Origin of the sequence: Aeromonas sp. FDAARGOS 1417, assembly GCF_019046985.1 — a bacterium.
Classification (GTDB): Bacteria; Pseudomonadota; Gammaproteobacteria; order Enterobacterales; family Aeromonadaceae; genus Aeromonas; species Aeromonas veronii.
On the sequence record NZ_CP077221.1, the window covers coordinates 4,444,928 to 4,470,931 of the forward strand.

At 50.9% G+C, this 26,004-nt stretch carries 20 protein-coding genes and 6 pseudogenes; 15 read left to right on the forward strand and 11 right to left on the reverse strand.

Features of this window, described 5'->3' with window-relative positions; genetic code table 11:
- Positions 1–16 precede the first annotated feature (16 nt).
- Positions 17–1,510 carry an SIR2 family protein gene (locus tag I6L47_RS20695; RefSeq protein ID WP_216948245.1) on the reverse strand — a complete coding sequence of 498 codons (1,494 nt, stop codon included), beginning with the start codon at positions 1,508–1,510 and terminating at the stop codon, positions 17–19.
- A 323-nt stretch (positions 1,511–1,833) separates the two neighbouring features.
- Positions 1,834–2,349 carry a transposase gene (locus tag I6L47_RS20700; protein ID WP_216948246.1) on the reverse strand — a complete coding sequence of 172 codons (516 nt, stop codon included), beginning with the start codon at positions 2,347–2,349 and terminating at the stop codon, positions 1,834–1,836.
- Between the two features lie 590 nt (positions 2,350–2,939).
- On the opposite strand from I6L47_RS20700, the gene I6L47_RS20705 reads away from it, so the two are divergent.
- Both I6L47_RS20705 and I6L47_RS20710 read left to right on the forward strand, forming a co-directional pair.
- Complete coding sequence (locus I6L47_RS20705) at positions 2,940–3,317, forward strand: hypothetical protein (protein ID WP_005350251.1); 378 nt, start codon at positions 2,940–2,942, stop codon at positions 3,315–3,317.
- Positions 3,318–3,541: 224 nt separating this feature from the next.
- Positions 3,542–4,123, forward strand: coding sequence for a DUF1349 domain-containing protein (locus I6L47_RS20710; protein ID WP_216948247.1), 582 nt, complete (start codon positions 3,542–3,544; stop codon positions 4,121–4,123).
- Between the two features lie 80 nt (positions 4,124–4,203).
- On the opposite strand, the gene rimO is transcribed toward I6L47_RS20710, so the two are convergent.
- Positions 4,204–5,532 (reverse strand): 30S ribosomal protein S12 methylthiotransferase RimO, encoded by a 1,329-nt coding sequence (gene rimO, locus I6L47_RS20715; RefSeq protein WP_005338111.1) that lies wholly within the window; start codon positions 5,530–5,532, stop codon positions 4,204–4,206.
- A gap of 292 nt (positions 5,533–5,824) precedes the next feature.
- Between rimO and I6L47_RS20720 the strand changes: the two genes are divergently transcribed.
- Positions 5,825–6,949 (forward strand): HD-GYP domain-containing protein, encoded by a 1,125-nt coding sequence (locus tag I6L47_RS20720; protein ID WP_021231198.1) that lies wholly within the window; start codon positions 5,825–5,827, stop codon positions 6,947–6,949.
- 165 nt (positions 6,950–7,114) lie between these two features.
- On the opposite strand, the gene I6L47_RS20725 is transcribed toward I6L47_RS20720, so the two are convergent.
- The 6 genes from I6L47_RS20725 to I6L47_RS20750 all read right to left on the reverse strand — a co-directional run bounded on the left by I6L47_RS20725 (position 7,115) and on the right by I6L47_RS20750 (position 11,142).
- Positions 7,115–7,300 (reverse strand): hypothetical protein, encoded by a 186-nt coding sequence (locus I6L47_RS20725; RefSeq protein ID WP_128836170.1) that lies wholly within the window; start codon positions 7,298–7,300, stop codon positions 7,115–7,117.
- A 42-nt stretch (positions 7,301–7,342) separates the two neighbouring features.
- Positions 7,343–7,924, reverse strand: coding sequence for a NifB/NifX family molybdenum-iron cluster-binding protein (locus tag I6L47_RS20730; RefSeq protein WP_216948248.1), 582 nt, complete (start codon positions 7,922–7,924; stop codon positions 7,343–7,345).
- A complete protein-coding gene (locus tag I6L47_RS20735) occupies positions 7,921–8,235 on the reverse strand; it encodes a DUF134 domain-containing protein (protein WP_005338107.1) in 315 nt (104 codons plus the stop codon). The genes I6L47_RS20730 and I6L47_RS20735 overlap by 4 nt, the downstream gene beginning before the upstream one ends.
- Before the next feature lie 225 nt (positions 8,236–8,460).
- Entirely contained in the window at positions 8,461–9,642 is a 1,182-nt protein-coding gene (locus I6L47_RS20740) for a dicarboxylate/amino acid:cation symporter (protein ID WP_021231196.1), read from the reverse strand.
- 192 nt (positions 9,643–9,834) lie between these two features.
- Complete coding sequence (locus I6L47_RS20745) at positions 9,835–10,398, reverse strand: hypothetical protein (protein ID WP_216948249.1); 564 nt, start codon at positions 10,396–10,398, stop codon at positions 9,835–9,837.
- A 105-nt stretch (positions 10,399–10,503) separates the two neighbouring features.
- Positions 10,504–11,142, reverse strand: coding sequence for a TetR family transcriptional regulator (locus tag I6L47_RS20750; protein ID WP_040065945.1), 639 nt, complete (start codon positions 11,140–11,142; stop codon positions 10,504–10,506).
- 140 nt (positions 11,143–11,282) lie between these two features.
- On the opposite strand from I6L47_RS20750, the gene I6L47_RS20755 reads away from it, so the two are divergent.
- The 4 genes and pseudogenes from I6L47_RS20755 to I6L47_RS20770 all read left to right on the forward strand — a co-directional run.
- Entirely contained in the window at positions 11,283–12,476 is a 1,194-nt protein-coding gene (locus tag I6L47_RS20755; RefSeq protein WP_216948250.1) for an efflux RND transporter periplasmic adaptor subunit, read from the forward strand.
- A gap of 17 nt (positions 12,477–12,493) precedes the next feature.
- Positions 12,494–15,643 (forward strand): efflux RND transporter permease subunit, encoded by a 3,150-nt coding sequence (locus tag I6L47_RS20760; RefSeq protein ID WP_043818675.1) that lies wholly within the window; start codon positions 12,494–12,496, stop codon positions 15,641–15,643.
- Positions 15,644–16,183: 540 nt separating this feature from the next.
- Positions 16,184–16,982: pseudogene (locus I6L47_RS20765) on the forward strand (IS5 family transposase).
- A 149-nt stretch (positions 16,983–17,131) separates the two neighbouring features.
- Positions 17,132–17,239 (forward strand): annotated as a pseudogene (locus I6L47_RS20770) (dTDP-glucose 4,6-dehydratase); the annotation flags it as partial.
- A gap of 76 nt (positions 17,240–17,315) precedes the next feature.
- On the opposite strand, the pseudogene I6L47_RS20775 reads toward I6L47_RS20770, so the two are convergent.
- Positions 17,316–17,483: pseudogene (locus I6L47_RS20775) on the reverse strand (IS30 family transposase); the annotation flags it as partial.
- Between the two features lie 59 nt (positions 17,484–17,542).
- Here I6L47_RS20775 and I6L47_RS20780 point away from each other — a divergent pair.
- A pseudogene (locus tag I6L47_RS20780) lies at positions 17,543–17,929 on the forward strand (transposase); the annotation flags it as partial.
- Positions 17,930–17,951: 22 nt separating this feature from the next.
- Here the strand turns inward: I6L47_RS20780 and I6L47_RS20785 are convergent.
- A pseudogene (locus tag I6L47_RS20785) lies at positions 17,952–18,939 on the reverse strand (IS630 family transposase).
- Between I6L47_RS20785 and I6L47_RS20790 the strand changes: the two are divergent.
- From I6L47_RS20790 to wecB, 7 genes and pseudogenes are all read left to right on the forward strand, one after another.
- Positions 18,920–19,087, forward strand: a pseudogene (locus I6L47_RS20790) (IS1595 family transposase); the annotation flags it as partial. The pseudogenes I6L47_RS20785 and I6L47_RS20790 overlap by 20 nt on opposite strands.
- Positions 19,088–19,239: 152 nt before the next feature.
- Positions 19,240–20,469, forward strand: a complete 1,230-nt coding sequence (locus I6L47_RS20795; protein ID WP_216948251.1) for an oligosaccharide flippase family protein — start codon at positions 19,240–19,242, stop codon at positions 20,467–20,469.
- A gap of 3 nt (positions 20,470–20,472) precedes the next feature.
- The gene (locus tag I6L47_RS20800) at positions 20,473–21,456 is read left to right on the forward strand and encodes a glycosyltransferase family 2 protein (RefSeq protein WP_216948252.1); all 984 of its coding nucleotides are present in this window, start codon (positions 20,473–20,475) and stop codon (positions 21,454–21,456) included.
- A 152-nt stretch (positions 21,457–21,608) separates the two neighbouring features.
- On the forward strand, positions 21,609–22,649 hold the full coding sequence (locus I6L47_RS20805) for a hypothetical protein (RefSeq protein ID WP_254204780.1): 1,041 nt from the start codon (positions 21,609–21,611) through the stop codon (positions 22,647–22,649).
- A complete protein-coding gene (locus tag I6L47_RS20810) occupies positions 22,649–23,686 on the forward strand; it encodes a polysaccharide biosynthesis protein (protein WP_216948253.1) in 1,038 nt (345 codons plus the stop codon). Before I6L47_RS20805 ends, I6L47_RS20810 begins: the two co-directional genes overlap by 1 nt.
- On the forward strand, positions 23,687–24,808 hold the full coding sequence (locus tag I6L47_RS20815; protein ID WP_216948254.1) for an NAD-dependent epimerase/dehydratase family protein: 1,122 nt from the start codon (positions 23,687–23,689) through the stop codon (positions 24,806–24,808).
- Positions 24,809–24,819: 11 nt separating this feature from the next.
- Positions 24,820–25,956, forward strand: coding sequence for a non-hydrolyzing UDP-N-acetylglucosamine 2-epimerase (wecB, locus tag I6L47_RS20820; RefSeq protein WP_234784116.1), 1,137 nt, complete (start codon positions 24,820–24,822; stop codon positions 25,954–25,956).
- Positions 25,957–26,004: the final 48 nt, after the last annotated feature.

Genomic DNA, 26,004 nt, shown 5'->3' on the forward strand with positions numbered 1-26,004 from the left:
TGGAGTTTTAAGATGTTTATTGATAGTGCTTGTAGTCATAAACACATAACAGTTTTTTGTATTCTGTAGAATTCTTTTCTGCATAACCTTTTAAATATTGCTCTACACTATCTAGTGGTAATTGGTTATGCCACACTGCCCAACAAATAGCATTTCCTTTATAAGTGTGAGATATATTTGCATCTTCAATGATATCTCTGATTTCGTGGTGAGCATTTTTACAGCGATCGTTCATTTCGGAGATTAATGCTTCAATTTTAGTTTTTTGCTGTAATTTTAATCTGTCTTCTTCTGTTATCTCTGTGCATATTCGACTAAATCCATAAATCGGGAAGTACTGGTTGCTTGCTATACGTTGCTTGTTTATGAGTTTAAGTAACTGGGCGTTAGATTCATCGATTATTTTAAAATAATTAGACATCATTTCAGATGTACTATGGAATGTGTATTGAATAGTTTTTACGGAACCTATAACAACTATTTTGTCACTGTTATTGAGTGTGTCCATATCTTCAGTAAAGTTAACTTTTATCTGCCCTCCTGAGTAAATGTCCTTAACGACAGATTGAACCTTTCTGATATCCATAGCTGAAACAGGCAATGATAGCTCAGATAATGCTTCATATATTGCGGTGAAATTATCTGTTTTTATTTTGTTGATTCTTATTGTGGCAAACCCTTGTAAGTCGATATCATGCTCCGTAATTTCTGTATTATCTGAACCAGCATCATACTCAACCAGTAGAAAATTACTTCTTATTCTTTCTGCAATATCTGAGTTTGGTTCAACATATGTAAATATTGTTTTCAAAATATCTTTTATGTTTTCATCACCAACATTGTATCCAAGGAATATTATTGGGTTATGAATAAATAACGATAGTAACTGAGCTCTAATTAAATCATACTTAGCTTTAAAGTTTGAGTAATCATCTTCTGTGATTATTATTTTTGATGGATCTGACACGCAACCATGAATTTTATATACTGAGCCATATGGGTTACTAAGAAGAATGTCATTCCCAAGTAATGGATTAAACTCAAAAATATTTTGTATTAGCTCATCATAATTAGTTGTTATCACAGAACCGATGTTTTTCCTAGCTCTTTTTAAAGCAGTCAGCTCGTCTTGTAGGTCATCACGAAGGTTCATTTCGGACAAAAGCATTGATATATAGATCTTGAATCTACTTAAGCTATTTCCTTTTCTCATTTCCTCAAAAAAGCAATCATTCACATTTTTGAATTTCCCATCTCGGTCTTCAATTAAAGACCTATTAAATAGGTCCTCTAATTTCGAGGCAACTAATTCATACTTGTACACACCATCGACTATACATCCTGACTTTATATCATAATATTTTTCATCATTACCAGTTAGCTCGGTGGCAATTTTGAGTAGCAGAGCATCCCACGTATATGAATTTCTTAGGTATCTAAGGCTAACACCAGTACCTACAAATAATACGGGGTGATTATGAAAGCTACTCATAAATTCTTTGATGTTCACAGTTCAACCTTTTAAGTTAATAATGCTTTTAAGCTTGCCCCACTTATTGGGGAGATGAATAATGCAGGTTTATGTTATTTTGAAATCTATTTTAAAGCGAATTGCACAGCTACGAATGTGGACTAAATATTGTATCGCATACGTTTGGTTAATCCTCGTAGGTTGGCGCTGAACGAAGTGAAGCCCAACGTTTACCGTGAAAGCGAAATTTTAATTTTGTTATCGATTTTATATGGTCAAAATTTATCTTTTTGGGGAGTCAGATATCACGTTTGTTGGGCTTCGCTGCGCTCAGCGCCAACCTACAACACATTCCGAGCCGATTATTCCCGACCCGAGTCACTATTAATGGCCCAATCTGACCCTATCCATCCTGCGGCGATATGGCGATGAATGGAGGAGTAAGGCCAATCGACAGGTTTGGCACAATAACCATGTTTGACCGGATTGAAATGGATGTAATCGACATGGGCTTGCAGATCCTTGTCATCCCGGATCAGATGCTCCCAATAACGGCGTTGCCAGATACCGCGTTCCCGTTTTCTGACTCGACTCTCCCGTATCCGCTCTGTTTTGGCGAGATTTCGTGAAAAGCCTGCCTTGATCAGAGACCAGCGCATGGGATAGTCACTGTCATCCGGTGGTAGTTGCCAGATGGCATGGAGATGATCCGGCATCACCACCATGGCAATGATCTCGAAGGGGTGTTGTTGTTTGACGTTGCGGATCACTTCACGCAGCAGGTCGATATGACGTACCAGCAGACCCTGTTTTCGGTCAGCCAGGTTGACGGTGAAGAACCAACATGCCCCACTGGTTGTTGCTCGGCGATAGCGCATGGTTCTCCTTTCCGGAAATATCCAGTCTGTTCGATTGCACCGAATGGGCACCAACTGACCGAGGGCACGCGTGTTGGGCTTCGCTGCGCTCAGCGCCAACCTACGCAATGCATAAATCACTGTGCAAAACCCACGCTACCGCCCGTGGATTACAGCTTCCAATATGCTCCATTAACCAGCGAGGGTAGCAACCCATCACTGATGAATAGGCACCGGATGGCTATGTTAAGCCAATCGAATCTGGCCACACCAGTCAAAAAATGACGTAAGTGTCAGTAATGACTGATTTTTTGCGCTGGCTCAATAAAAGGGTGTGGCCGGAGACAGGATTCCCATGACCCTTGATTCTATTGGGGTTGGCGGGAAAGTAGGGGGCAGGCTTGCCGCTGAGGAAGGGTTGGCTGGGGGCAATCCCGCTCTGCCAATCGGCGCTATAGTGCGGGCGATGGTTGCCCTGTGCTCCCTCTCCCAAGCTGGCGAGGCGGGGGATCTGCTGCAACAATCAGCTGTTGCCATCACAGCCATTTGCAACACATCGTCATGCAAATATGACCATGCAAACACATCACCAGATAGAGAGGAGATCTCCCATGAAGCGTACCATCCTGTTCGGCCTGCTCTGCGGCAGCGTGCTGCTGGCCAATCCGGTCTTTGCCAACGACGCGGCCCAGTTGCAGTGCGAGGCGCAGGCCGCGGCCAAAAAGCTTAACGGCGCCGCCAAAACCAGCTTTGTCGGCAAGTGTGTGAAAGATGCCGCTGGCGCTGCGAGCGGCGAGTGCGAGAAGGCGGCCGCCGACAAGAAGCTGGCCGGAGCGGCCAAGAACAGCTTTATCCAGAAGTGCGTGAAGACGGGCGCGGCGGTGGATCCGGCGGCCAAGTGCGAGAAGGCGGCGGCCGACAAGAAGCTGGCTGGCGCGGCCAAGAACAGCTTTGTCCAGAAGTGCGTGAAGGATAGCGCCGCCAAGTAAGGCATTTTCTCATCCGGTGTGTTTGCGGGGGGCCATCAGGCCCCCCGCGCTTTTTTGGCGCACTGATGGCGCAACGCACAAACCTTGTATCGGGGCGGCAATAGCGACACTATTGACTCCTTTTATGGGTTCCGCAGAGGCGCAGCCATGACCTGCCGTGACCGGACGAGGCGTTGGCGAGCTGCATTTATGCGGGATTACGCGCGATAAGGGAGCAGAGCAGGATGATGGAAGGGACGCAGTGGCGCTGGCTCAATGAACCGGCCCAGTGGCACAGGACAGACGACGGTTTGCAGGTGGTGACAGACCAGCAGACCGATTTTTGGCGCAGCACCTGGTATGGCTTCGAGCGCCACAGTGGCCATCTTTATGGCTGCGAGGTGGCGGGGGAGTTTACCTTTCAGGTCTGCGTCGAGGGGGAGTTCACCACCCTCTACGATCAGGCGGGGCTGATGCTGTTGCAAGACAACGAGCACTGGCTGAAAGCGGGCATCGAGTACAACGATGCCCAGCCGATGATCGGCAGCGTGCTGACCAATCCGCGATCTGACTGGGCCACCGGCATCTTCACCGGCAATCCGCGTCGCTTCTGGCTGCGGCTGACCCGGCTGGCCGATTGCCTGCGTTTGCAATACTCCACCGATGGCAAGGTATGGCCGCTGCTGCGCCTCGCCCCGATCCCGCCAAGCGAACGCTGCTTTATCGGGGTGATGTGCTGCACGCCGGAGCGGCAGGGGCTGGCGGTGCGCTTCTCTGACTTGCGCCTCACGCCGCCTCTTGGCAAGGCGCTCCATGATTTGAGCTAGGCCAGCGGTTTTGCCTGCGTCATTCAAGCAATAAAAAAGCGCCTGCAGGCGCTTTTTTCATTTGGCTGGTAAGGCCTCAATTAGCTGATCAGGCTGGCCCACAGGTCATATTCGTCGGATTCGTCGATCCGCACTTTGACCATGTCCCCCGGCTTGAGGCCGGTTTCACCGTTGAGGTAGACCAGACCGTCGATCTCCGGCGCATCGGCAAAGGAGCGGCCAGTGGCGCCCTCTTCGTCCACTTCGTCGATGATAACGGTCATCTCCTGACCCACTTTGCGGGCCAGCTTGCGGATGGAGACCTGCTGTTGCAGCTCCATAAAGCGCTGGAAGCGCTCTTCCTGAACCTCTTCCGGTACCGGATCCGGCAGCTCGTTGGCCAGTGCCCCTTCGACCGGGCTGTATTTGAAGCAGCCGACGCGATCCAGCTCTGCCTTGTCGATAAAGTCCAGCAGCATCTGGAAATCTTCCTCGGTCTCGCCCGGGAAGCCGACGATAAAGGTGGAGCGCAGGGTGATCTGCGGGCAGATCTCGCGCCACTTCTGGATCCGCTCCAGGGTGCGCTCGACGGTACCCGGGCGCTTCATCAGTTTGAGGATGCGCGGGCTGGCGTGCTGCAGCGGAATATCGAGGTAGGGCAGTACCTTGCCATCGCGCATCAGCGGGATGACGTCATCCACGTGCGGGTAGGGGTAGACGTAGTGCAGACGCACCCAGATGTCGAGCTTGGCCAGCTCTTCGCACAGGGCAACCATGCTGGTCTTGACCGGCATGCCGTCGTAGAAACCGGTGCGGTGTTTGACATCGACACCGTAAGCGGAGGTGTCCTGGGAGATCACCAGCAGCTCCTTCACGCCCGCCTCTTTCAGACGCTTGGCTTCTGCCAGTACGTCGCCGATGGGGCGGCTCACCAGATCCCCGCGCATGGAGGGGATGATGCAGAAGGTGCAGCGGTGGTTGCACCCTTCTGAAATCTTCAGATAGGCGTAGTGACGCGGGGTCAGCTTGACGCCGTGGGCCGGTACCAGACTGGTGAAGGGGTTGTGCTGCGGCTTCTCCACATATTTGTGGACGTGACCCAGCACCTCTTCATAGGCGTGGGGGCCGGTGATCTCGAGCACCTTTGGGTGGATCTCGCGGATCTGGTTCTCTTTGGCGCCAAGGCAGCCGGTGACGATCACCTTGCCGTTCTCGGCCAGCGCTTCGCCGATCGCTTCCAGCGACTCTTGCACCGCGCTGTCGATAAAGCCGCAGGTGTTGACGACGACCAGCTCGGCATCGTCATAGCTGGGCACCACATCGTACCCTTCGGTACGCAGCTGGGTCAGGATGCGTTCTGAATCGACCAGGTTTTTGGGGCAACCCAAGGAGACGAATCCTACTTTGGGGGCCTGTTTTGTGTTGGACATCGCTCAATCACTCTTAGGTGGCTCTTCTTTAAGGGCGCGGATTTTACCGGAATGGTTAACCAAAAACTATACAGCCAGCATGGCAGAACCGAACAATATCTCCGACCAGGCAAGATTGGGCCGCACCAGCAGCCGGTGATGGCATGCCCTTGGTAGGGCTATTGCCTCTGCCGTGCGGGCTTGTTGTGGGGATACTGCTTTGTTGATTTTTCTGTCAATTTTGACGCTGTGGCGGGGAGAGCGTCAAAGGGAGTCACTATACTTCCATCACGGGGTCCCGTTGGAGAAGGCGATGGAAAGTTCATTTGGCGAAAAAATGCAGAGCGTACATGCCACGCTCAGGCAGCGCTTTGACAAGCTGAGTCGGGTGGCCATCGCGATTTATGACCCGCATACCGATCAGCTCAAGACCTTTGCCCACAGCACCGAGGGGCCCTCGCCGCTGGTGCAGTATGAGGTGAAGCTGAGCGATGTTCCCTCCCTGAGTTATCTGGCGGAGCACAAGCAGCCCCGGGTGCTCGGCAATCTCGATGCCCTGCGTGGCTCTGCGTCGGAGCACAGCCGCAAGGTGCTGGAGGCGGGTTATGCCTCCAGCTATACCGAGCCGCTGCTGTTCAACAGCAAGCTGTTTGGTTTTCTGTTTTGTGATGCTATGGAGCCGGGATACTTCGAGGAGCCGATCCGCAGCGAGCTGTCGGCCTATGCCCAGGCGCTGTCGGCCATCATTGCGGTTGAGTTTTTCTCCATCCAGACCCTTGGCGGTGCGCTGACCACGGCGCGGGAGTTCAGCCGCTATCGGGATGAGGAGACCGCCAACCATCTGCACCGGATGTCGGCCTACTCCCGGCTGATTGCCAAGACGCTGGCCCCGACTTGCGGGCTGAGCGATGAGGAGGTGGAGTTTATCTACCTCTTCTCCGAGCTGCACGACATCGGCAAGATCGCGGTGCCGGATGCCATTTTGCTCAAGCCGGGCAAGCTGACCCCGGAAGAGTTCGAGATCATGAAGATCCACCCAGGCAAAGGGCGGGAGATGATCAGTCTGATGATCAACGAGTTTGGTCTCGATGGCATTCACCACACCGACATGCTGACCAACATCATCGCCAGCCATCACGAGCGTTTCGACGGCACCGGCTATCCGCTGGGGCTGGCGGGGGAGGCGATCCCGCTGGCGGCCCGCATCGTGACGGTGGCCGATGTGTTTGATGCCCTGACCAGCGAGCGCCCCTACAAGAAGGCATGGCCGTTCGAGACGGCGTTTGCCTATCTGGAGGAGCATGCTGGCAGCCAGTTTGATCCCGCCTGTGTCGCCGCAGCCCTGCACAACAAGGCCGAGTTTTATGCCATCTATCAGCAGTATCAGGATCCGGCCTGCTCTGCGAGCGTGGCGGCCAGCGGCGCCGAGCCGGGTTGAGCGTGTGTGATGAGCTTAAGGGGCAATACGGCGGATCAAGCATGACGAGGAATAAATATAGAGAGGGGGCACCAACAGGTGCCCCCTCTCTTTTATACGTCTTTCTATTAAATGCGCCTTTAGTTTGCCGACCTTCTATCTGCGGCTATGGCGTTTGCGCTCAGGTTACTGTTTGGGCGTCGGCTCGCTGATTTGATAGAGGTGATCCGCGCAAGCGCTGGAGCAGCCACAGGGGCGCACTTCTTTATCTTCCCGCTTCTGGGCAAGCTGGTATTGGCGCCACCAGATGATGGTGCCCATGGCCAGGATCAGCACGAACGAGGCGAGCAGGCTCAACAACCAGATGGACATGATCTCTTCTCCTTGATGGTGATGACATGCACGGCGATGGCATCAGTGATGATGGCAGCAACCGCCCTGTTGGCCTGCGCCCTCACTGCCTTGACAACAAGTATGGCCTTGCCGTGGGCTATCTGCCTGATTGCCACCACTGGCGCAACAGTGACCTGAGCTGCTGTTACAACCACCGTGACAATTCGCATGGCTGTGGCCTGCGCCGAGGGGCTGGATGGCACGGATAGTCGCCTTGCTCTGATGACGGCGAGACGGACGCCCCTGACTGGCCTCGGTTAGAGGTTGCAGATTGGCGGGGGCCAGCAGCGCGGGCAGCGGCAGGCGGGCAGAGCGGCACTGCAGCACCCGGATATTGACCGCCAGCAGGCGCCCCAGCATTCGCTCGCCGATATTGCGCACCACCACCTGACCCACTTGATGATGGGCGAGGGCGTCGAGCAGCGCTTGCTTGCCGTGGCAGCCTTCGGCTGCGGCCGGATTAGGCAAGGTGGCGATGACGTTCCCTTCGGGGTTAAGAATTTGCAGCTGCTCGGCACGGGTAAAGTGGCCAGCCAACAACCCCTGACTCAGCATCAAGGCGCAGTTGCTGGGGTTGGTGGTCATGGTTGTGACAGCATTCATGTCGGCTCTTCTCCACTGGTTGGGTGGTCGGGCTCGGCGGGTTGCATCATCAATGCCTTGCCCAGACTCAGACACTCCACCACTTTATAGCGCCCTTTTTTCAGGATATTGGCCAGGGTCTGGCGGGAGACCCCCATCACCAGGGCGGCCTCCTGCTGCTGCATTCCTTGAAGGTCGACGAGGCGCAGTGCTTCGAACTCATCAGGGGCCAGCGTGACCTGTTCCAGCTGATGCATGGGGCGGCCGTTGGGTTTGAAGCAGCTGTTGGCGGGGCGGCCACAGATCTGGCGGGCAATCTTGGGTCTTGGCATGGTGGCTCCTAATTGGCATAAGCCATTTATACGCTCATATGTAGCATATGCCAATAATTTTGTCGGGTGTAGAGAGCTGCGCCAGTGCTGTTTACGGCAGAGGGGGGGTAAAGAGGGGGAGGAGGAATACGTACAAAAGCAGTGAAGGTGGCAGAAACGACGCAGGCCCGAACAGAGGTTCGGGCCTGCGGTTTTGCAGAGGATGGTCGGGCTATCCCGGCGAGCTTACGCCTGTTCGGCCTCGGCCACTGGAGCTGCGCTCTCGCTACCGTTGGCGAAGCGATCCGCCCACAGGGCAATCACGCCGTCACCGGTGACGTTGCAGGCGGTGCCGAAGCTGTCTTGCGCCAGATAGAGTGCGATCATCAGGGCGATGGAGGCTTCACCAAAGCCGAGCATGGAGGTGAGCAGACCCAGCGCCGACATCACGCCACCACCCGGGGCGCCCGGGGCGGCGATCATGATCACCCCCAGCATCATGATGAAGGGGAGCATGGTCTCGATACCCGGAATGGCCAGATGCTCGGAGAGGAACATCACCGCGGTGGCACAGGTGACCAGGGTAATGGTGGAGCCACAGAGGTGAATGGTGGCACACAGCGGCACGGTGAAGTTGGCGATACCGTCGCTCACGCCGTTGTTCTTGCTCGATTGCAGAGCGACCGGAATGGTGGCGGCGCTCGACATGGTCCCCAGCGCGGTGAAGTAGGCGGGCAGCATGTTCTTGATGAGCTGGGTCGGTGAGCGGCCAAGGGCCAGACCGGTGCCCACGAACAGCACGGAGAGCCAGATCCAGTGCATCAGGATCGCCATCACCAGCACCACGCCGAAAGTTTTCAGGGTAGCGAATACGGTGCCTTCTACCGTCATCTCGACAAAGACGCCCGCGATATAGAACGGCAGCAGCGGGATGATCACCTTGGCCAGCAGGCGGTCGATGATGTCACGACCCTGATCGGCGACCCGGCGCAGATCGGTGGCCTGGGTGGCGCTGATGCCAATGCCGAACACGAAGGCGGCGGCCAGTGCCGACATCACGCCAAACAGCGGCGGGATCTCCAGATTGACGTAGGAGGCGAGTTTGATAGCCGTGGCCGTGGTGGGCTCGGCAGCGGTGGTGAACTGAGGGATCAGGTGGCTCGCCACGGTAAAGGCGAACAGCCCCGCCAGAATGGTGGAGCAGTAGGAGAGGGCCACGGTTTTGCCCAGCAGCTTGCCGGAGTTTTTCGGCAGGCTGGCGATGCCGCTCATGATAAAGAACAGAATGATGAGCGGAATGGTGAAGGTGATCAGCTGACCTATCACTGTCTTGGCCGTAAACAGCACGCGCGCCACCCACTCAGGGGCGTAGAGACCGAGCAAGAGACCGGCAAGGATGCCAGCAATGAGTTTCAGGACAAGTTTCATAAGGAAATCCGGAGTTGGTTGTATTGTCTGTTTTGTTATTAAAATTTGATATTAATCACACTTTTTAACACGTAAGCCGTGTTATGTCTGCCTTTTCTGCGTTAACGCCGAGTTAAATATTGTCGAAGGTCAAGATCGCCGACTAGCTGTCGGCTTGGCGTTGAACTGGAAAATTCGTGATGAATTAGCCCGTTAGGTGGCCTGATGATCGCCGCGCAGCAACATGACGTACTGGTTGGCATATTGACTTGCGGAGTCTGAGGTGCTGGCTGATACGGCTTCCATCGGCGCCAGTTGCAGCGCTACCCCGGATGAGGTGACGATTTGCTGAAGATGCGGGATCTGCTGGTCGTGACTCATTTCGCCGCTTGGCTGTAGGGGGAAACAGAGCGGTGCGCCCGTTTTGAGCAGGGTCGCCAGCTGTTGCAACAGGGGGACAAGAGTGGCTTCGTCGCTATCAAGTGGGCGGCTTAGCCAGATGCCATCGTAAGGGAGCACCGAGTGCATCTTCGCCAGCGAGCAGACCCGCACTGCTTGCCCGGATTGCTGTGAGGCGACTTTGGCGTCAGCCAGAACCGCTTCACAGGCGGTGACCACATACCCTTCTGCACGCAGCCAGCACATATCCTCCCCCGTACAGCACTGACCATTGAGCAGGTGAGCACCGTGTTTAAGGCGTGCCACAAAGGCAGCTCGAACGTGGGCGTGCTGGTCGTTAAATGGCCAGGAAGCGGGGATGGCGTCAGAGTGTGGCACAGGGGTTACCTCAAGCAGGGGGCGCACAGGGTAACAAATCGGGGCCTGACTGCCAAAGCGCGCGGTCAGGCCCCGATTTGGATGTGATGACGTTGCCGGAGCCGGTTAGCGGCCGCAGGCAGGCCCGTGGGGTTGGGCCAGCATGGTGAACATGCTCTCTATCAGGAAGGCGGATTCGCCCTGCAGGTCTATCCGCCCCGGAAAGTGGAGCCAGTTGATGATGTAGCCATCCAAGGTGCAGTGGAGCAGGGTGGCGGCGCGCTGCAGGTTGAGGTTGGCGGGCAGTTGGCCCCGCCGTACCGCATTGGCCAGGGTGGTCTCCAGGTCTCGGAAGAAGTTGGCGGACTGGCTGCGGATATGTTCGCGCAGTGAGATGGCTTCCCCCTCCAGCGATTCGAGATTGAACAGTATGGTGAACATCTGCCGCTGGGCCGGATTGTGAATGAAGCTGTGGAGTACCCCTTCGAAGAAGAGGCGCAGTTGCCCCAGCGGATCCGGCTCATCTGGATTGAGGCAGGCATCGAGCTGGTGGGCAAGGGGGCTGCAGAGCTCCTGCCAGAGCGAAATGAAGAGTTCATCCTTGTTCTTGAAGTGCCAATAGATGGCCCCGCGGGTCAGGTCTGCCGCCCTGGCGATGTCGGTCAGGCTGGTCTTGGCCAGGCCCTGAGAGCAGAACAGATCCAGCGCCGTGCTCATGATGTGGCAGCGGGTTTGCTGCGCCTCTTCTTTGGTTCGTCTGGCCATCGAAATTTGTGCCTCATGCAAGCAAAAAGTCACTTACATACATTTATGAATGTATGTATATTGCCTCATCTTTCGACTATTTACCAACAGGGCCCATGCGGCCCTGATTGTTCATTGACTGGCAAAGGCTCAGGTGTTTCATGCATAAACATATTCTTGCTCGTTCAGTTGGTCTTGCCTTGCTGGCTACAGGCTTGCTGGCAGGTTGTGGTGACAAGGGGGGCGCACCCCAGGGACAGGGCGACATGCCCCCCGCGGCGGTCAACGTGGTGACCCTGCAGAGCGGTCCGCTGATGTTGACCACCGAGTTGACCGGCCGCAGCGCCCCGTTGCGGGTGGCCGAAGTGCGTCCGCAGGTGAGCGGCATCATCCTCAAGCGCCTCTTTACCGAGGGAAGCGATGTGAAGGCGGGCGATCTGCTCTATCAGATCGATCCGGCTGTCTATCAAGCGTCAGTTGCCAGTGCCAAGGCCAATCTGGCCAAGGCCGAGGCCAACGAGCAGAGTGCCCGCCTCAAGGCGCAGCGCTATCAGGAGCTGCTCAAGGTCAAATCCATCAGCCGTCAGGACTATGACGATGCCGACGCCAGCTGGAAGCAGGCCAAAGCGGAGATCATGGCGAGCAAGGCGGCTTTGCGCACTGCCGAGATCAATCTCGGTTACACCCGCATCACAGCACCCATCAGCGGCCGCATCGGTAAATCCGCGGTGACAGAGGGGGCGCTGGTGACCGCCCAGCAGGCTGACAGCCTGACCGCCATTCAGCAGCTCGATCCCATGTATGTGGATGTGCGTCAGTCCACCGCCGATCTGCTGCGCCTCAAGCGACTGGTCGCCGAGGGCAAGCTGACCCAGGACGAGCAGAAGGGGGCCAAGGTGACCTTCCAGCTGGAAGATGGCTCCACTTATGGCGAAGAGGGCTCGCTGCAGTTCTCCGATGTGACCGTGGATGAGACCTCCGGCATGGTGACCCTGCGGGTGATTGTGCCCAACCCTCATCAGCTGCTGCTGCCCGGCATGTTTATGCGCGCCACCCTGCAAGAGGGGGAGCGGGCGCAAGGGCTGCTGGTGCCGCAAACTGCCGTGACTCGCACCCCCAACGGCGGCGCCACCGTGATGGTGGTAACCGCTGACAACAAGGTGGAGCTGCGCAACGTGCAGCTGAGCCGTGTCGTCGGCAGCAACTGGGTGGTGGAGTCAGGGCTCACCTCCGGCGAGCGGGTGATCGTGGCTGGCTTGCAGAAAGTACGACCGGGCGCCGTGGTCAATCCCGCCGAGCAGGGTGCTGATGCAGCGTCTGCTCAAGCTGCGTCCAACACCCCGGTCAACAAGTAGGATGGAGTAGTCGCTTCATGGCTCGATTTTTTATAGACAGACCCATTTTTGCCTGGGTGATCGCGCTGGTGATCATGCTGGCGGGTAGCCTGGCCATCATCAAATTGCCGGTCGCCCAGTATCCGAGCATTGCGCCGCCCGCGGTCGGTATTTCTGCCAGCTATCCGGGCGCATCCGCCAAAACGGTGGAAGACTCGGTAACCCAGATCATCGAACAGAACATGACCGGGCTGGATCACCTGCTCTACATGTCCTCCCAGTCTGACTCCGCGGGGCGGGTGTCGGTGACCCTAACTTTCCAGCCGGGGACCGATCCCGATATTGCCCAAGTGCAGGTGCAGAACAAGCTGCAGCAAGCGATGTCGCTGCTGCCGCAAGAGGTGCAGCAGCAGGGGATCCGGGTACAGAAGACCTCCAGCAGCTTCCTGATGGTCGCGGCGTTCATCTCCAGCGATGGCTCGATGAACAACGACGATCTGGCGGACTATGTGGTCTCCAACATCAAGGAGCCCCTGAGCCGTCTGGACGGGGTAGGGGATATCACCTTGTTCGGTAGCCAGTATTCCATGCGGGTGTGGCTCGATCCCAACAAACTCAACCGAGTTCAGATGACCCCGGGGGATGTGCAGGCAGCCATCAAGGCGCAGAACGCCCAGGTGGCCTTCGGCAAGCTGGGCGGCACCCCGTCGGTAGAAGATCAGCAGTTCACCGCCACCATCATGGGGCAGACCCGTCTCTCTACCGTGGAGCAGTTCAACGACATCCTGCTGCGGGTGAATCAGGATGGCTCCAAGGTACGGCTGAAAGATGTGGCCCGGGTCGAGCTGGCGGGCGAAAGCTATGACGCCGATGCGCTCTACAACGGCCAGTCTACCGCCGCGGTTGCCATCAAGCTGGCGACCGGTGCCAACGCGTTGGATACCGCCGAGAAGGTGCGTGCCAAGCTCAATGAGCTGTCGGATTACTTCCCGGCCAACATGGAGATCGTCTACCCCTACGACACCACGCCGTTTGTGAAGATCTCCATCGAGGAGGTGGTGCAGACCCTGATCGAGGCGATCTTCCTGGTGTTCTGCGTCATGTATCTGTTCCTGCAGAACTTCCGCGCCACCCTGATCCCGACCATTGCGGTGCCTGTGGTGCTGCTCGGTACCTTCGGGGTGATGGCGGCGTTTGGCTTCTCCATCAATACCCTCACCATGTTCGGTATGGTGCTGGCCATCGGCCTGCTGGTGGATGACGCCATCGTGGTGGTGGAGAACGTGGAGCGGCTGATGAGTGAGGAGGATCTCTCCCCGCTGGAAGCGACCCGCAAGTCGATGACCCAGATCACCGGCGCACTGGTGGGGATCGCCCTGGTGCTCTCCGCCGTGTTCGTGCCGATGGCCTTCTTCGGCGGCTCGACCGGCGCCATCTATCGCCAGTTCTCGCTGACCATCGTCTCGGCCATGGTGCTGTCGGTGCTGGTGGCGTTGATCCTGACCCCGGCGCTTTGTGCCACCCTGCTCAAGCCGATGAAACATGGCGAGTTTGGTGCCAAGCGCGGCTTCTTTGGCTGGTTCAACCGCGCCTTTGATGCGGGTACCAACCGCTATCAGAGCGGCGTGCGCAAGGTGATCAAACAGGGCGTGCGCTACAGCCTGATCTACGGTGCCATGCTGGCGGTACTGGCAGTGCTCTTTATGCGGATGCCCACCTCCTTCCTGCCGGAAGAGGATCAGGGAGTCATCATGTCCATGGTGCAACTGCCGGTGGGGGCCACCAAGCAGCGTACCGAGGTGGTGCTGGCGGACATGCGCGACTACTTCCTGAAAAACGAGAAGGATAACGTTGACTCCGTACTGACCGTATCCGGCTTCAGCTTCGCCGGTAGTGGCCAGAACGCGGGTATGGCCTTTATCAAGCTCAAGGACTGGAGCGAGCGCAAGAGCCCGGATCGCAGCGCCAATGCCATTATCGGCCGCGCCATGGGCTATCTCTTCAGCATCAAGGAGGCGCAAGTGTTCGCCTTCAACCTGCCTCCGATCCCGGAGCTGGGGACGGCGACCGGTTTTGACTTCTTCCTGCAGGATCGCGGCGGTATCGGTCACGACAAGCTGATGGCGGCGCGTAACCAGCTGCTTGGCATGGCGGCGCAGGATCCCACTCTGGTGCGGGTGCGTCCGAACGGGATGGAAGATACGCCGCAGCTCGATATCAAGATCGATTACGAGAAGGCGCTGGCGCAGGGGCTATCCATCGCGGATATCAACAACACCCTGGCCACTGCCTGGGGCTCGTCCTACGTCAATGACTTCGTCGACCGTGGCCGGATCAAGAAGGTCTACATGCAGGCGGATGCCCCCTTCCGGATGAACCCGGAAGACCTGAAACTCTGGTATGTGCGCAACAGTGCCGGTCAGATGGTGCCCTTCTCCGCCTTTGCCAGCACCGAGTGGAGCTTCGGCTCGCCGCGTCTGGAGCGTTACAACGGCGTGCCGGCGATGGAGATCGTCGGTGAGGCGGCGCCTGGCAAGAGTACCGGTGATGCGATGGCCGCCATCGAGCAGATGGTGAAACAGCTGCCGGAAGGGGTGGGCATCGAGTGGACCGGGCTCTCCTTCCAGGAGCGTCAGGCCGGTTCACAGGCACCTGCGCTCTACGCCATCTCCTTGCTGGTGGTGTTCCTCTGTCTGGCGGCCCTCTACGAGAGCTGGAGCATTCCGTTCTCGGTGATGCTGGTGGTGCCGCTCGGGGTACTGGGGGCAATTGTGGCTGCTACCCTGCGCGGGCTGGAGAACGACGTCTACTTCCAGGTTGGCCTGCTCACCACCATAGGCCTGTCGGCTAAGAACGCGATTTTGATCGTGGAATTTGCCAAAGAGCTCTACGACAAAGGGATGGGCTTGGGTGAGGCGGTGGTGGAGGCGGCACGCCTGCGCCTGCGTCCGATCCTGATGACCTCGCTCGCCTTTATCCTCGGGGTGCTGCCGCTGGTGATCAGCTCCGGCGCGGGCGCCAGCAGCCGTAACGCCATCGGTACCGGCGTGATGGGGGGGATGATCAGCGCCACCGTGCTGGCCATCTTCTTCGTACCGCTCTTCTTCGTGTTGGTGATGCGTTACTTCACTAGCCACAAGAGTAAAGAGTCGCGCATGGCTGCAGCAGTTGAGTCAAAAGGTGACTGATGGCACGCCGGTGAGGCAGATCTGAGCTGCAAGCAATAAACAGCCCGCTTAGTTTGGTCTTGTTGACCACCAAACAGGGCAACCCTATGGGTTGCCCTACTTTGTATGGGCTTGCCGAGAGGTTCGTTTTACAGATTGTTGAAATAAGTAGCAGGGCGCTCGAGCTGGCTGTAATCGGTCTCGTGTTCAGCTTCAAATTGACCCCCAACGAGATAGTTTTTGCTGTTCATATGGGGGGAATACGAGATAGAATCCATCATCAAATCGGGTCTGTGTGGTGTGCAATATCACTATAAATCTGTGATCGCGTCTAGCGATGCATAGCGCCAAAAATACAATTAAATGCTGGAGGACATGATGACCAACAGCTTGAGCAATGTGGTTAAAATCAGCGAACTGGGGGCTGCAACTCAGTGCGGTAGCCATGCCCCTTGTCGATTTAAGCTCAAATAATCAGCGCCCTGCCCATCCGGTGATATGTATTAGAGCTGCTAACAAAACCAAGTTGATTCGAACGATGCCAATCCCCACATAGCCGGCATGACACGAAAAATCATCAGTAACCAGCTATGGAAGTCCTCGCAGCCACTTCTGCCACCTCAACAGCCTTCGACATGGGGTGGCCGTCCACGCCTCGATGACTATGCCGTTCTCAACGGTCTTCTGTTTGTCCTTACTATCGGGATCCCGTGGGAGGACTTACCCCAGTCTCTGGGTTTTGGCGGCGGAATGACGTGCTGGCGTCGCCTACGCGATTGGCAAGCTCAAGGTATCTGGCAGCGACTTCACGTGGCGCTGCTGACCAAGCTACATCAAGCTGGCCACATCGACTGGAGTAGAGCAAGCCTCGATGGTGCGAGCGTAGCCAGTCACCGGGGGGCTAGGAAACAGGACGTAACCCGACAGGCAGAGGCAAGCTTTGCAGTAAACGACACATAGTGGTGGAACGTCAGGGCATACCGCTCGCAGTGCTTGTCTCAGGCGCCAATCGCCATGACTCGATAATGTTTGAGCCCTTGTTGGATGCACTTCTGGCGTTAGTAGGCAAGAGAGGGCGACCACGATGTCGACCTGACAAGCTACACACAGAGAAAGGGTATGATTTTCACCGTTGCCGAGATTATCTGAGGTGACGGGGTATCAAGGTTCGTATTGCCCGGCGAGGCATCGATAGCAATGCGCGATTGGGTTGTCATTGCTGGGTTGTAAAACGCACTCATGGCTAGCTAGCTTTGGGAAGCTACGAATTCGTTTCGAGCGACAGCTGGATATCCATCTCGCCTTGTTGACGCTGGCGTGTGCGGTTATTTGCCTGCGTTTTGTTGAACGGTTTTGTTAGCGGCTCTTAGATTGAAAATATCTATGCACCTCTTTGAGTTCCTGCATCGTATTTCCCCCGAGCAACAACATTGTTCTCAAAAGAACCTCACCTCTGTTTTAAGAGCATATTTTCTATGAAAATTTTAGTGCACCGGTGGTGCAGGCTTTATCGGCTCTGCTGTGGTGCGCCATATCATCCGTGAGACCCAGGAGTCTGTTATCAATCTCGCTAAACTCACCTATGCCGGCAATCTGGAATCCCTGGCAGATGTCTCGTAAAGCAATCGTTATACCTTCGAACAAGTCGATATTTGCAACCGTGCCGAGCTGGATCGGGGGGGGGGGCTTGCACCAACCGGGTGAGCTCATCCACTATCGCTGGCCGTTCATCAATCGACACCGGATTGGGAATGACGCTGTGCTTACTGTTCCGGCCCTTGCGATAACCTTTATGGCCTTGGCGCAGGTGCCGGTATAGCGAGCCGCCATTGGCCTTGTTTCGCGCCACATAACGGACCCATGATTAGCTGTCACCACGAACTATACTGACCTTACGCACAGTTATCGAGGTGCGAGATCATGGCCAAAAGCAAAGTCCAATTCCAGCAAGGCTACAGCCTGTTTGAGTTTTTCAGGGACTCTGGCACAGAGGCTCAGTGCGAAAACGGGCTGTTCACTTGGCGTTATCCTTACAGCTTTGTCTGCCCTGAATGTGCCAACAAGACCTGTTGTCGCCTGAAAAAGCGGGCACATGTATGGCAATGCAATCACTGCCGTCATCTGTCATTGACTGGAAGCACAATTTTTGCAAACACCAAACTTCCACTGACCAAGTAGTTTCTGGCAATGCACCTGTTGTCACAAACCAAAACAGGCTTGTCAGCGATGGAGTTAAAGCGCCAGCTGGGCGTCAAATATGACACTGCGTGGATTCTCAAGCGCAAGCTGCTGCAAGCGATGAAAGAGCTAAGTAACTGATCTAATAGTGCTACACCTTCGCTGTGCCATAGCCATTCCCTGGGAAAGGAGACACGGTATCCATGAGGTGTTTCACTCGGGCCAGCTGGCTGGCCATTCCTCTGCATTGATGATTGCGCGTGACGTTGTGCCACAGCCGTTTTATGTGATTAACCCAAGGACTGTAAACTGGCTGGAATACTAGGCTGAACTTGGGGTTCTTCTTCAACCATCGCTCGGTCTGTTTGCTTTTGTGAATGATGTAGTGATCAAGGATCTGCGTGATGGTTTTTTCTCGTCGGTAGTGGTGACGCAGCTTTTCCAGCATGGTGATAAACAGCAATGAGTTTTTCTTTATCCCGCGGACGTAAATGTTGCCTGCATGGAGACGCCAGCCAGGTAATGTTTGGCGTTCTGTCCCGGTGTGACAACCCGCTTTGCTGCGCTCTGAACATCCAGTCGGCCCCTAATTTGGGATTGAGGTCTATATCGACTTCATCTTCATAAAACACCGGATTATCGGCGTCACAGTGGGCCAGCGCAGCGTCGATATTCGCCATTTTCTCCTGATAGGCTTGGTCTTTTATCCGCAAGGTTGGCACGGGCCTGCGCCAGACAATGCCCATACGAGGTAACCATCGGCGGAGCGTGGAGGCTGCCATATTGAGGCCTGTTAACCGATTGATTTTGATGGCCAATAGCTCAGTACACCAGCGGCTGAGCTGATAACCAAAATCTTGCGGAGAAAACTGCATGAGCAGCACCAGTAAGGTGACAATCTTGGCGACAGGTAAGACTGGGGCACGGCGAGCCGGTAAGGCTTCTAACGCACCCACACCTTCATCCCGATACCACCGAAGCCAACGGCCGATGGTCGAGCGAGCCGCGCCGGTAAGGTGATGAACATCAGTGATCGTGCGGCCTTCATGTAACAGCAAGATGGCCATCAAGCGACGAGCATGTCCTTTATCACGGGTGGCATGGATGATTTTGTGAATGCTACGGCGCAGTTGCCACACGCTCGGAGCGAATCCTTTACCAAGGCATCTTACGGAATATTGCTTCCGGTTTAATCATCGTTTTGACCTCAAGAGTATGCTGGTTGAATTGGGGCGTGCAGTCGTGGCAAGCCCTCCGATGCCATGTCGGCTCTTGAAGTTAGCTTAGGATCATGGGTAATCAGGAAGGCATATGATGGATTACTACCTCTGGTTTAACCATCGTTTTGACTACCAAGAGAGTGGTAATAAATAAGTGCCATATAATCTTCTAAGATGAGTCATAACATTGATAATTAGATTGTTTTTTAAGGTTGGCCAGTGAAAAATACAAAAAAAAACATTATTTATTTAGCGGTAAGTCAAGGGACTAATTATTTGTTGCCTCTGCTGATTTATCCTGTTTTAATAAAAACGGTTGGTGTTAGTGATTTTGGTAAGGTTAGCCTTGCAATTGTTGTAATGCAGTTGTCTTTTTTGGTTATAGAGTTTGGCTTTGGTTACAGTGCGACCAGAATTGTTGCATTGAATGAAAATAGACATCAGTTTCTTACAAAATATTTATTTGATATTATCTTGGCAAGGTTAATGTTGTTTTTGTTATCTACTATAATGTTGCTATTTTCTTTTTATATTGATGCTATTTATGAAATAAAAGAACTTGTACTCATTGTGATAGCTGCGGGATTTTTTAATATTATAAACCCGAATTGGTTTTTGTTGGGTTTAGGAATGTTGAAGGTCATGGCAGTTAACTCTATCTTGTCAAGAGGAATAAGTATTCTCGCAGCTTACTTATTAATAGATAAACAGAGTAGCTTGATTTTCATTACATTAATATTGATTTTTCCGTATGTTTTTTATTCTATGGCGTCAGTGTTTTTTTTGTTTAAAAAAGGTTATGTAGTATGTTATAAGCCTAAGTTGTGTGAAATAATTGATGTTATGCGTGATGGTGCATATTTCTTTTTTTCGACATTAGCTACAAGTGCTTATACGATGCTGACCCCAATAATTCTAGTTACGGTTAGCGGTACAATGGCTTTAGGTGTATTCAATTCAGCTAACCTTGTAAAGCAGGGAGTGGCCGGATTGGTTGCACCTGTAATTCAGGCTGTCTATCCAAAAGTAAATGTTGCTTATAATAAAGATAAACTGAATGCACGAAAATTTGTCTATAAATTTCTTAAGGTTATTTCTGGAGCTTTGTTACTATGCTCGTTGCCATTCATGCTTTACTCGCCATTTATTGCATCAATGTTGTTTGGTAACTATAGTGAGGATATTGTTGAAACACTCCAGTTGATGTCATTTTTACCAATTCTAATTGCGATTAATTCAATCATTGGGCTTTTAATTTTGGTTCCTGAAGGGGAAAATAAAAAATACTTTAAAGTAATAATTTCTGGTGGGTGCTGTTGTTTACTGTTTATTTATCCACTTTGCTATAGCTATGGGGCGGTTGGTGCTGCAATGAGTTTAATTATAGCGGAGTTGGTAGTTTTGTTGGGGATGATGAGTTACCTTATGAAAACTAATAGGAGCGATTAAGTTATGTTGTCGGTAATTATTCCTGTGTGGAAAAGATATGTTGAACTGGAATTGATTTTGAAAAGGTTGAATGAACAAGCGCAGAAATTTAATATTACATTGGAAGTGGTATTATGTGATAGTTATAGCGGTTGTGAGATGGATGACTTAGTTGCGAGAAGTATTATCAGTTTTCATTCTTTACATATTATTCATGCACAAACAAAAAATATTTTATCAACCAAAAGAAATGTTGGCGTATCCAAGTCATCAGGCGAGTATTTGGTTTTTTTAGATGATGATTGCATTCCTAATGGAGATTTTCTTTGCTCTATTTTTAATATAATAGATAGTTTTGATACCGATACTGTTTATTGTGGTGAGGTAAGATTTGAAAATGAACTCGTTAACGATAGTAATTACTACCGCTATAGGGATTCAAAGCATCCCGTGTATAGTGAAGAGTCGCTTATATTTTTTAATGAGTGGACTGCGGTAGCTATGAATTGTTTGATTTCACGAGAAACACTGTGTAAATACAATGTTTGTTTTAACGATAGCTTCATTGGTTATGGGTGTGAGGATCATGAGTTTTTCCATGCTTTAATTCTTAAAGGTGTGAAAGTAAAGTTTTCAAAACAAAAAATATACCACCATGAATATGGTGGTGATATTTCAAAGTATTCTGGAAAGATGTTTTCTACCGCAAGAGATGGGATGTTCACTTTATTGAAAGCTTCACCTGAAATGTTAATCGAAAATAAAAAATTAAGAGTTATAGAAAAGATTGCTAGTAATAATACTGCGGTATATAAATTTTTTAGAAACGTTATTTTTAATAAAAAATTATGTGATTTTATATCTGACGTTTTAATTAAGAAAGATAAAGAAAAAATGTATTACATTCCATTCTTGTATAAATACGTGTTGGTTTGCCATTATATTTATGGTGTTTCAGAACGGAATGCCGTTGATAGAAAAAAGGTAGTTGATAACTGGTATGTATAATCTATTAACCTTTCAATAGTGGTGGGATTATTTTGACGTCACTAATAGTTGGTTTTTTGACTTTTTTTACCGTGTTTTTTCGTCTCTCACTTTTTCATCCATATATATATATTGCTTTGGTGCCTGCTAGTTGTGGTTTGTTTACATTCATAATGAAGAAAACACGAAATCAACAACCTATTTTTATGGGGGGAGGCAAAAAAATAGTATTTATGATTTTAATAGTTATGTTTTTATGTTGTTTGTTGTTTGATCTTTTTCAGGATGCATTAACTATAAATAGTTTATTTAGTGTGAGGATGATGATGTTAGTCATCCTATCATTATTTCCGGCATATTTTTTGGTAGATAGGTTAAGGGGGGATGAAAGTAACTTAAAGAAAATAATAACATTATCTATTTGGATGCAGATAGTGTTGTTTTTTATAATGTATTTTAGTTCTGAGGCTAAATACACTATATATACCACTTTTGGTATGGGTGACTCTGTTAACTTAACTGAGCAAAATATCGTAACGCGTGGATTTGGTTTGTCATCTGAAATTAACTTTATGACGCCATTTCTAATGGTCTTTATAACTTTTTTTATTTTAAAAAATAAATATTTGTTATTGTTCATGGTTAGCGTTACGCAAATTGTAAACTCTAACATGACCGCCATTGCAATATTATTGGCAGCATTTTTTTCTAAAATAAACATCCCTGCTAAGCTGCTTTTTTCTATACTGCTCGTGGTTGTTTTATTTGTTTTTGGCCCTATTTACTCCCCTCGTTTTTATGATGAGTTCGTAATTTCTGGTGGCATGCGCACTGTTGATGCACTAATCAAAAATCATTTTTTCGCAGTGGATGATATCAATTGGTTTACATTGCTATTTGGTTTTCAGCAAAATATTTCATCTTCTATACCTGATTTAGATATCTACTCAGATGTAGGGTGGGTGATTATGTTTAATTATGGGGGGGGGGTTTTTATTACGCTCTTTATATTGCTATTACTATCGCTTTCAATAAGTGCTTTTGGTAAAACTAAACTTGCTGCTATATGGTTTTTAGTAGGACTTGTTTTTAATACAAAAGGACTGTTGTTAGGTGTGAATGGATATATGTTTATAACTTTCATTTATATATTCTTACGTAATTATAAAAATTCAAATGAATTTGTTAAACAAGTTAGGTATCGGAGCATCTGATGTTCAAAAATAAAATTTTGTTGATTACCGGCGGTACCGGTTCTTTCGGTAATGCAGTGTTGACGCGTTTTCTTGATACAAATATTGCAGAAATTCGTATTTTTAGTCGCGATGAGAAAAAACAAGATGATATGCGTAAAAAATATAATAATTCTAAATTGAAATTTTATATTGGCGATGTACGTGATTATCGAAGTATTCTTAATGCCTCTCGTGGAGTCGATTATATCTATCACGCTGCCGCGTTAAAACAAGTACCTTCCTGTGAGTTTTACCCAATGGAAGCGGTGAAGACCAACGTATTGGGTACTGAAAATGTGCTGGAAGCGGCGATTCAAAACGAAGTAAAGCGTATTGTGTGTTTAAGCACAGACAAAGCGGTGTATCCTATCAATGCCATGGGGATTTCCAAGGCAATGATGGAAAAGGTGATCGTAGCTAAATCACGTAACGTTGATCCGGCTAAGACAGTGATCAGCACTACCCGTTATGGTAACGTGATGGCTTCCCGTGGCTCGGTGATCCCTTTGTTCTTGCGCCAAATCATCAGCGGTGATCCGCTGACAGTCACCGATCCACATATGACTCGCTTTATGATGACATTAAATGATGCGGTTGATCTGGTATTGCACGCATTTGAGCATGGCACCAACGGCGATATCTTTGTGCAAAAAGCACCGGCGGCCACTATCGACGTGTTGGTCAAAGCGTTGTTGCAAATAACCAAAAAGCCTGATCATCATGTCAATGTGATTGGTACCCGCCATGGCGAAAAACTTTATGAGGCCTTGTGTAGTCGTGAAGAGATGTTTGTAGCTGAAGATCAGGGCGGCTATTACCGTATTCCATCGGACAATCGCGATTTGAACTACTCCAAGTACAACGAAGAGGGCGAAAAGGATTTGTCGGTCGTTGAAGATTACAACTCCCACAATACCGAGCGTTTAGATGTTGCTGGTATGGTCAAGTTGCTGCATAAACTCGACTTTATTAGGGATATTGAGGCTGGTAGCCTGATCGTGCCAGAAGGGGTATAAATGAAAATTCTTGTCACCGGCGCCAACGGATTTATTGGCAAAAACCTGCGGGTATTTTTAGCCGAACGAGGTTTTACGGATGTGACATGTTTTGAGCAAGACCATTCTTATACTGATTTAGTTGATATGGTTGCCAAAACTGAATTTGTATTTCATTTGGCTGGTGTGAACAGGCCTAAAGATGAAATTGAATTTTCCCAAGGAAATACCGATTTAACCCAACGTCTGGTTTCCTTGTTAAGTGCGACTGGCCGCCACATTCCGCTGGTATTAACGTCATCCATCCAGGCTGAGCGCGACAATGCCTATGGCAAAAGCAAGGCGGCGGCAGAGCAAGTCGCCCTTGATTATATGCGTCAAACGGGTAGCCCTGCGTATGTGTATCGCTTGGCCAATGTGTTTGGTAAATGGTGTCGCCCAAATTATAACTCGGCCGTTGCTACTTTTTGCCACAATACCGTGCATGATTTACCCATCACTATTCATGATGCCAATGCGCCTTTGGCGTTGGTCTATATTGATGATGTGTGCGCCAGTTTTATCGATTTGCTAAGTGGTAAACAATCAAGCGATTATCAACAAGGTGGTTATAAAGAAGTTGATCCGGTTTATCACACCACAGTAGGGGCTGTGGCTGAGGCTTTGCAGAAATTTAAACAAAGCCGGATTAACTTGATCACTGAAGAGGTAGGTTCTGGGCTAATGCGCGCCCTTTATGCTACCTATCTAAGTTATTTTTCACCCAGTAACTTTGCCTATACTGTACCGGGTTATACCGACCCACGTGGTAGCTTTGTTGAAATGTTAAAAACCCCATCAGCAGGGCAATTTTCTTTTTTCACTGCCCACCCAGGGGTGACCCGTGGCGGCCATTATCATCACACTAAAAATGAAAAGTTTTTAGTGATTAAAGGGATTGCGAAATATCGTTTTAAGCAGATCATTACAGGTGAGGAATATTTAATCACCGTTGATGCTGGTGAGTATAAAATCATCGAAACCGTACCAGGTTGGACACACGATATCACGAATATTGGTGAAGAAGATTTAATTGTAATGTTGTGGGCAAACGAGGTTTTTGACCGTAGCAAGCCTGACACTATAGTCTGCCCATTAGCATGAGCCTGTTTACTATGATGAAAAACAAAATGAAAGTAATGACAGTCGTGGGCACACGCCCAGAAATTATCCGTTTATCGCGAGTGTTAGCCGCGTTAGATGAACATTGTGAGCATATTTTAGTACACACTGGCCAAAATTATGATTTTGAACTGAACCAAGTATTCTTTGATGATCTTGGCGTGCGTAAACCTGATTATTTTTTAAGTGCAGCAGGTCGCACTGGGGCTGAAACGATCGGCAATGTGATCATTGGTGTGGATAAAGTATTGGCTGAGGTTAACCCTGATGCCATGCTGGTGCTCGGTGATACCAATAGTTGTATGGCGGTGATCCCGGCTAAGCGCCGTAAAATTCCAACCTTCCATATGGAAGCAGGTAACCGCTGCTTTGATATGCGAGTACCGGAGGAGATTAACCGCCGTATTGTGGATCACACCGCTGATATTAATTTGACCTACAGCAGTATTGCTCGTGACTATTTGCTGGCAGAGGGAATTCCAGCAGATCGGGTTATTAAAACCGGCAGCCCGATGTTTGAAGTGCTCAACAACTATATGCCTCAGATTGATGGCTCAGATGTATTAAGCCGCTTGCAACTCGAAGCAGGCAAATTCTTTGTGATTAGCGCCCATCGTGAAGAGAACGTCGATTCACCTAAAAATCTGATAAAATTGGGTCAGATTTTGAATGGCTTGGCTGAAAAATATGGCTATCCAGTGATTGTTTCTACCCATCCGCGAACCCGTAAGCGTATCGAGGAGCAAGGGCTTGAGTTTAACCACTTGGTGCAGTTATTAAAACCATTAGGTTTTCACGACTATAACAAACTGCAGAAATCCGCCAAGGCGGTTTTATCAGACAGCGGTACTATCAGCGAAGAGTCATCGATCATGAACTTCCCGGCACTGAATATTCGGGAAGCCCATGAGCGGCCAGAAGCGTTTGAAGAGGCTTCGGTCATGATGGTAGGGCTAGAAGTCGACCGGGTATTTCAAGCACTGCACGTATTGGATTCGCAACCGGCCGGGAATGAGCGTTTATTGCGACCTGTTGCAGACTACAGCATGCCGAATGTGTCCGACAAGATTGTACGTATTGTGCACAGTTACCGCGATTATGTTATGCGCGTGGTGTGGAAGCAGTATTAATAAAAACAGTGCAAGAAAAAGCGATTTTTTCTTGCACTTATGATAACG

Bases quoted from the DNA above. Each gene is read 5' to 3' on its own strand.
- I6L47_RS20700 (WP_216948246.1), bottom strand. From the start codon at position 2,349: ATGCGCTATCGCCGAGCAACAACCAGTGGGGCATGTTGGTTCTTCACC.
- I6L47_RS20705 (WP_005350251.1), top strand. From the start codon at position 2,940: ATGAAGCGTACCATCCTGTTCGGCCTGCTCTGCGGCAGCGTGCTGCTG.
- I6L47_RS20710 (WP_216948247.1), top strand. From the start codon at position 3,542: ATGATGGAAGGGACGCAGTGGCGCTGGCTCAATGAACCGGCCCAGTGG.
- rimO (WP_005338111.1), bottom strand. From the start codon at position 5,532: ATGTCCAACACAAAACAGGCCCCCAAAGTAGGATTCGTCTCCTTGGGT.
- I6L47_RS20720 (WP_021231198.1), top strand. From the start codon at position 5,825: ATGGAAAGTTCATTTGGCGAAAAAATGCAGAGCGTACATGCCACGCTC.
- I6L47_RS20725 (WP_128836170.1), bottom strand. From the start codon at position 7,300: ATGTCCATCTGGTTGTTGAGCCTGCTCGCCTCGTTCGTGCTGATCCTG.
- I6L47_RS20730 (WP_216948248.1), bottom strand. From the start codon at position 7,924: ATGAATGCTGTCACAACCATGACCACCAACCCCAGCAACTGCGCCTTG.
- I6L47_RS20735 (WP_005338107.1), bottom strand. From the start codon at position 8,235: ATGCCAAGACCCAAGATTGCCCGCCAGATCTGTGGCCGCCCCGCCAAC.
- I6L47_RS20740 (WP_021231196.1), bottom strand. From the start codon at position 9,642: ATGAAACTTGTCCTGAAACTCATTGCTGGCATCCTTGCCGGTCTCTTG.
- I6L47_RS20750 (WP_040065945.1), bottom strand. From the start codon at position 11,142: ATGGCCAGACGAACCAAAGAAGAGGCGCAGCAAACCCGCTGCCACATC.
- I6L47_RS20755 (WP_216948250.1), top strand. From the start codon at position 11,283: ATGCATAAACATATTCTTGCTCGTTCAGTTGGTCTTGCCTTGCTGGCT.
- I6L47_RS20760 (WP_043818675.1), top strand. From the start codon at position 12,494: ATGGCTCGATTTTTTATAGACAGACCCATTTTTGCCTGGGTGATCGCG.
- I6L47_RS20800 (WP_216948252.1), top strand. From the start codon at position 20,473: ATGTTGTCGGTAATTATTCCTGTGTGGAAAAGATATGTTGAACTGGAA.
- I6L47_RS20805 (WP_254204780.1), top strand. From the start codon at position 21,609: ATGAAGAAAACACGAAATCAACAACCTATTTTTATGGGGGGAGGCAAA.
- I6L47_RS20810 (WP_216948253.1), top strand. From the start codon at position 22,649: ATGTTCAAAAATAAAATTTTGTTGATTACCGGCGGTACCGGTTCTTTC.
- I6L47_RS20815 (WP_216948254.1), top strand. From the start codon at position 23,687: ATGAAAATTCTTGTCACCGGCGCCAACGGATTTATTGGCAAAAACCTG.
- wecB (WP_234784116.1), top strand. From the start codon at position 24,820: ATGATGAAAAACAAAATGAAAGTAATGACAGTCGTGGGCACACGCCCA.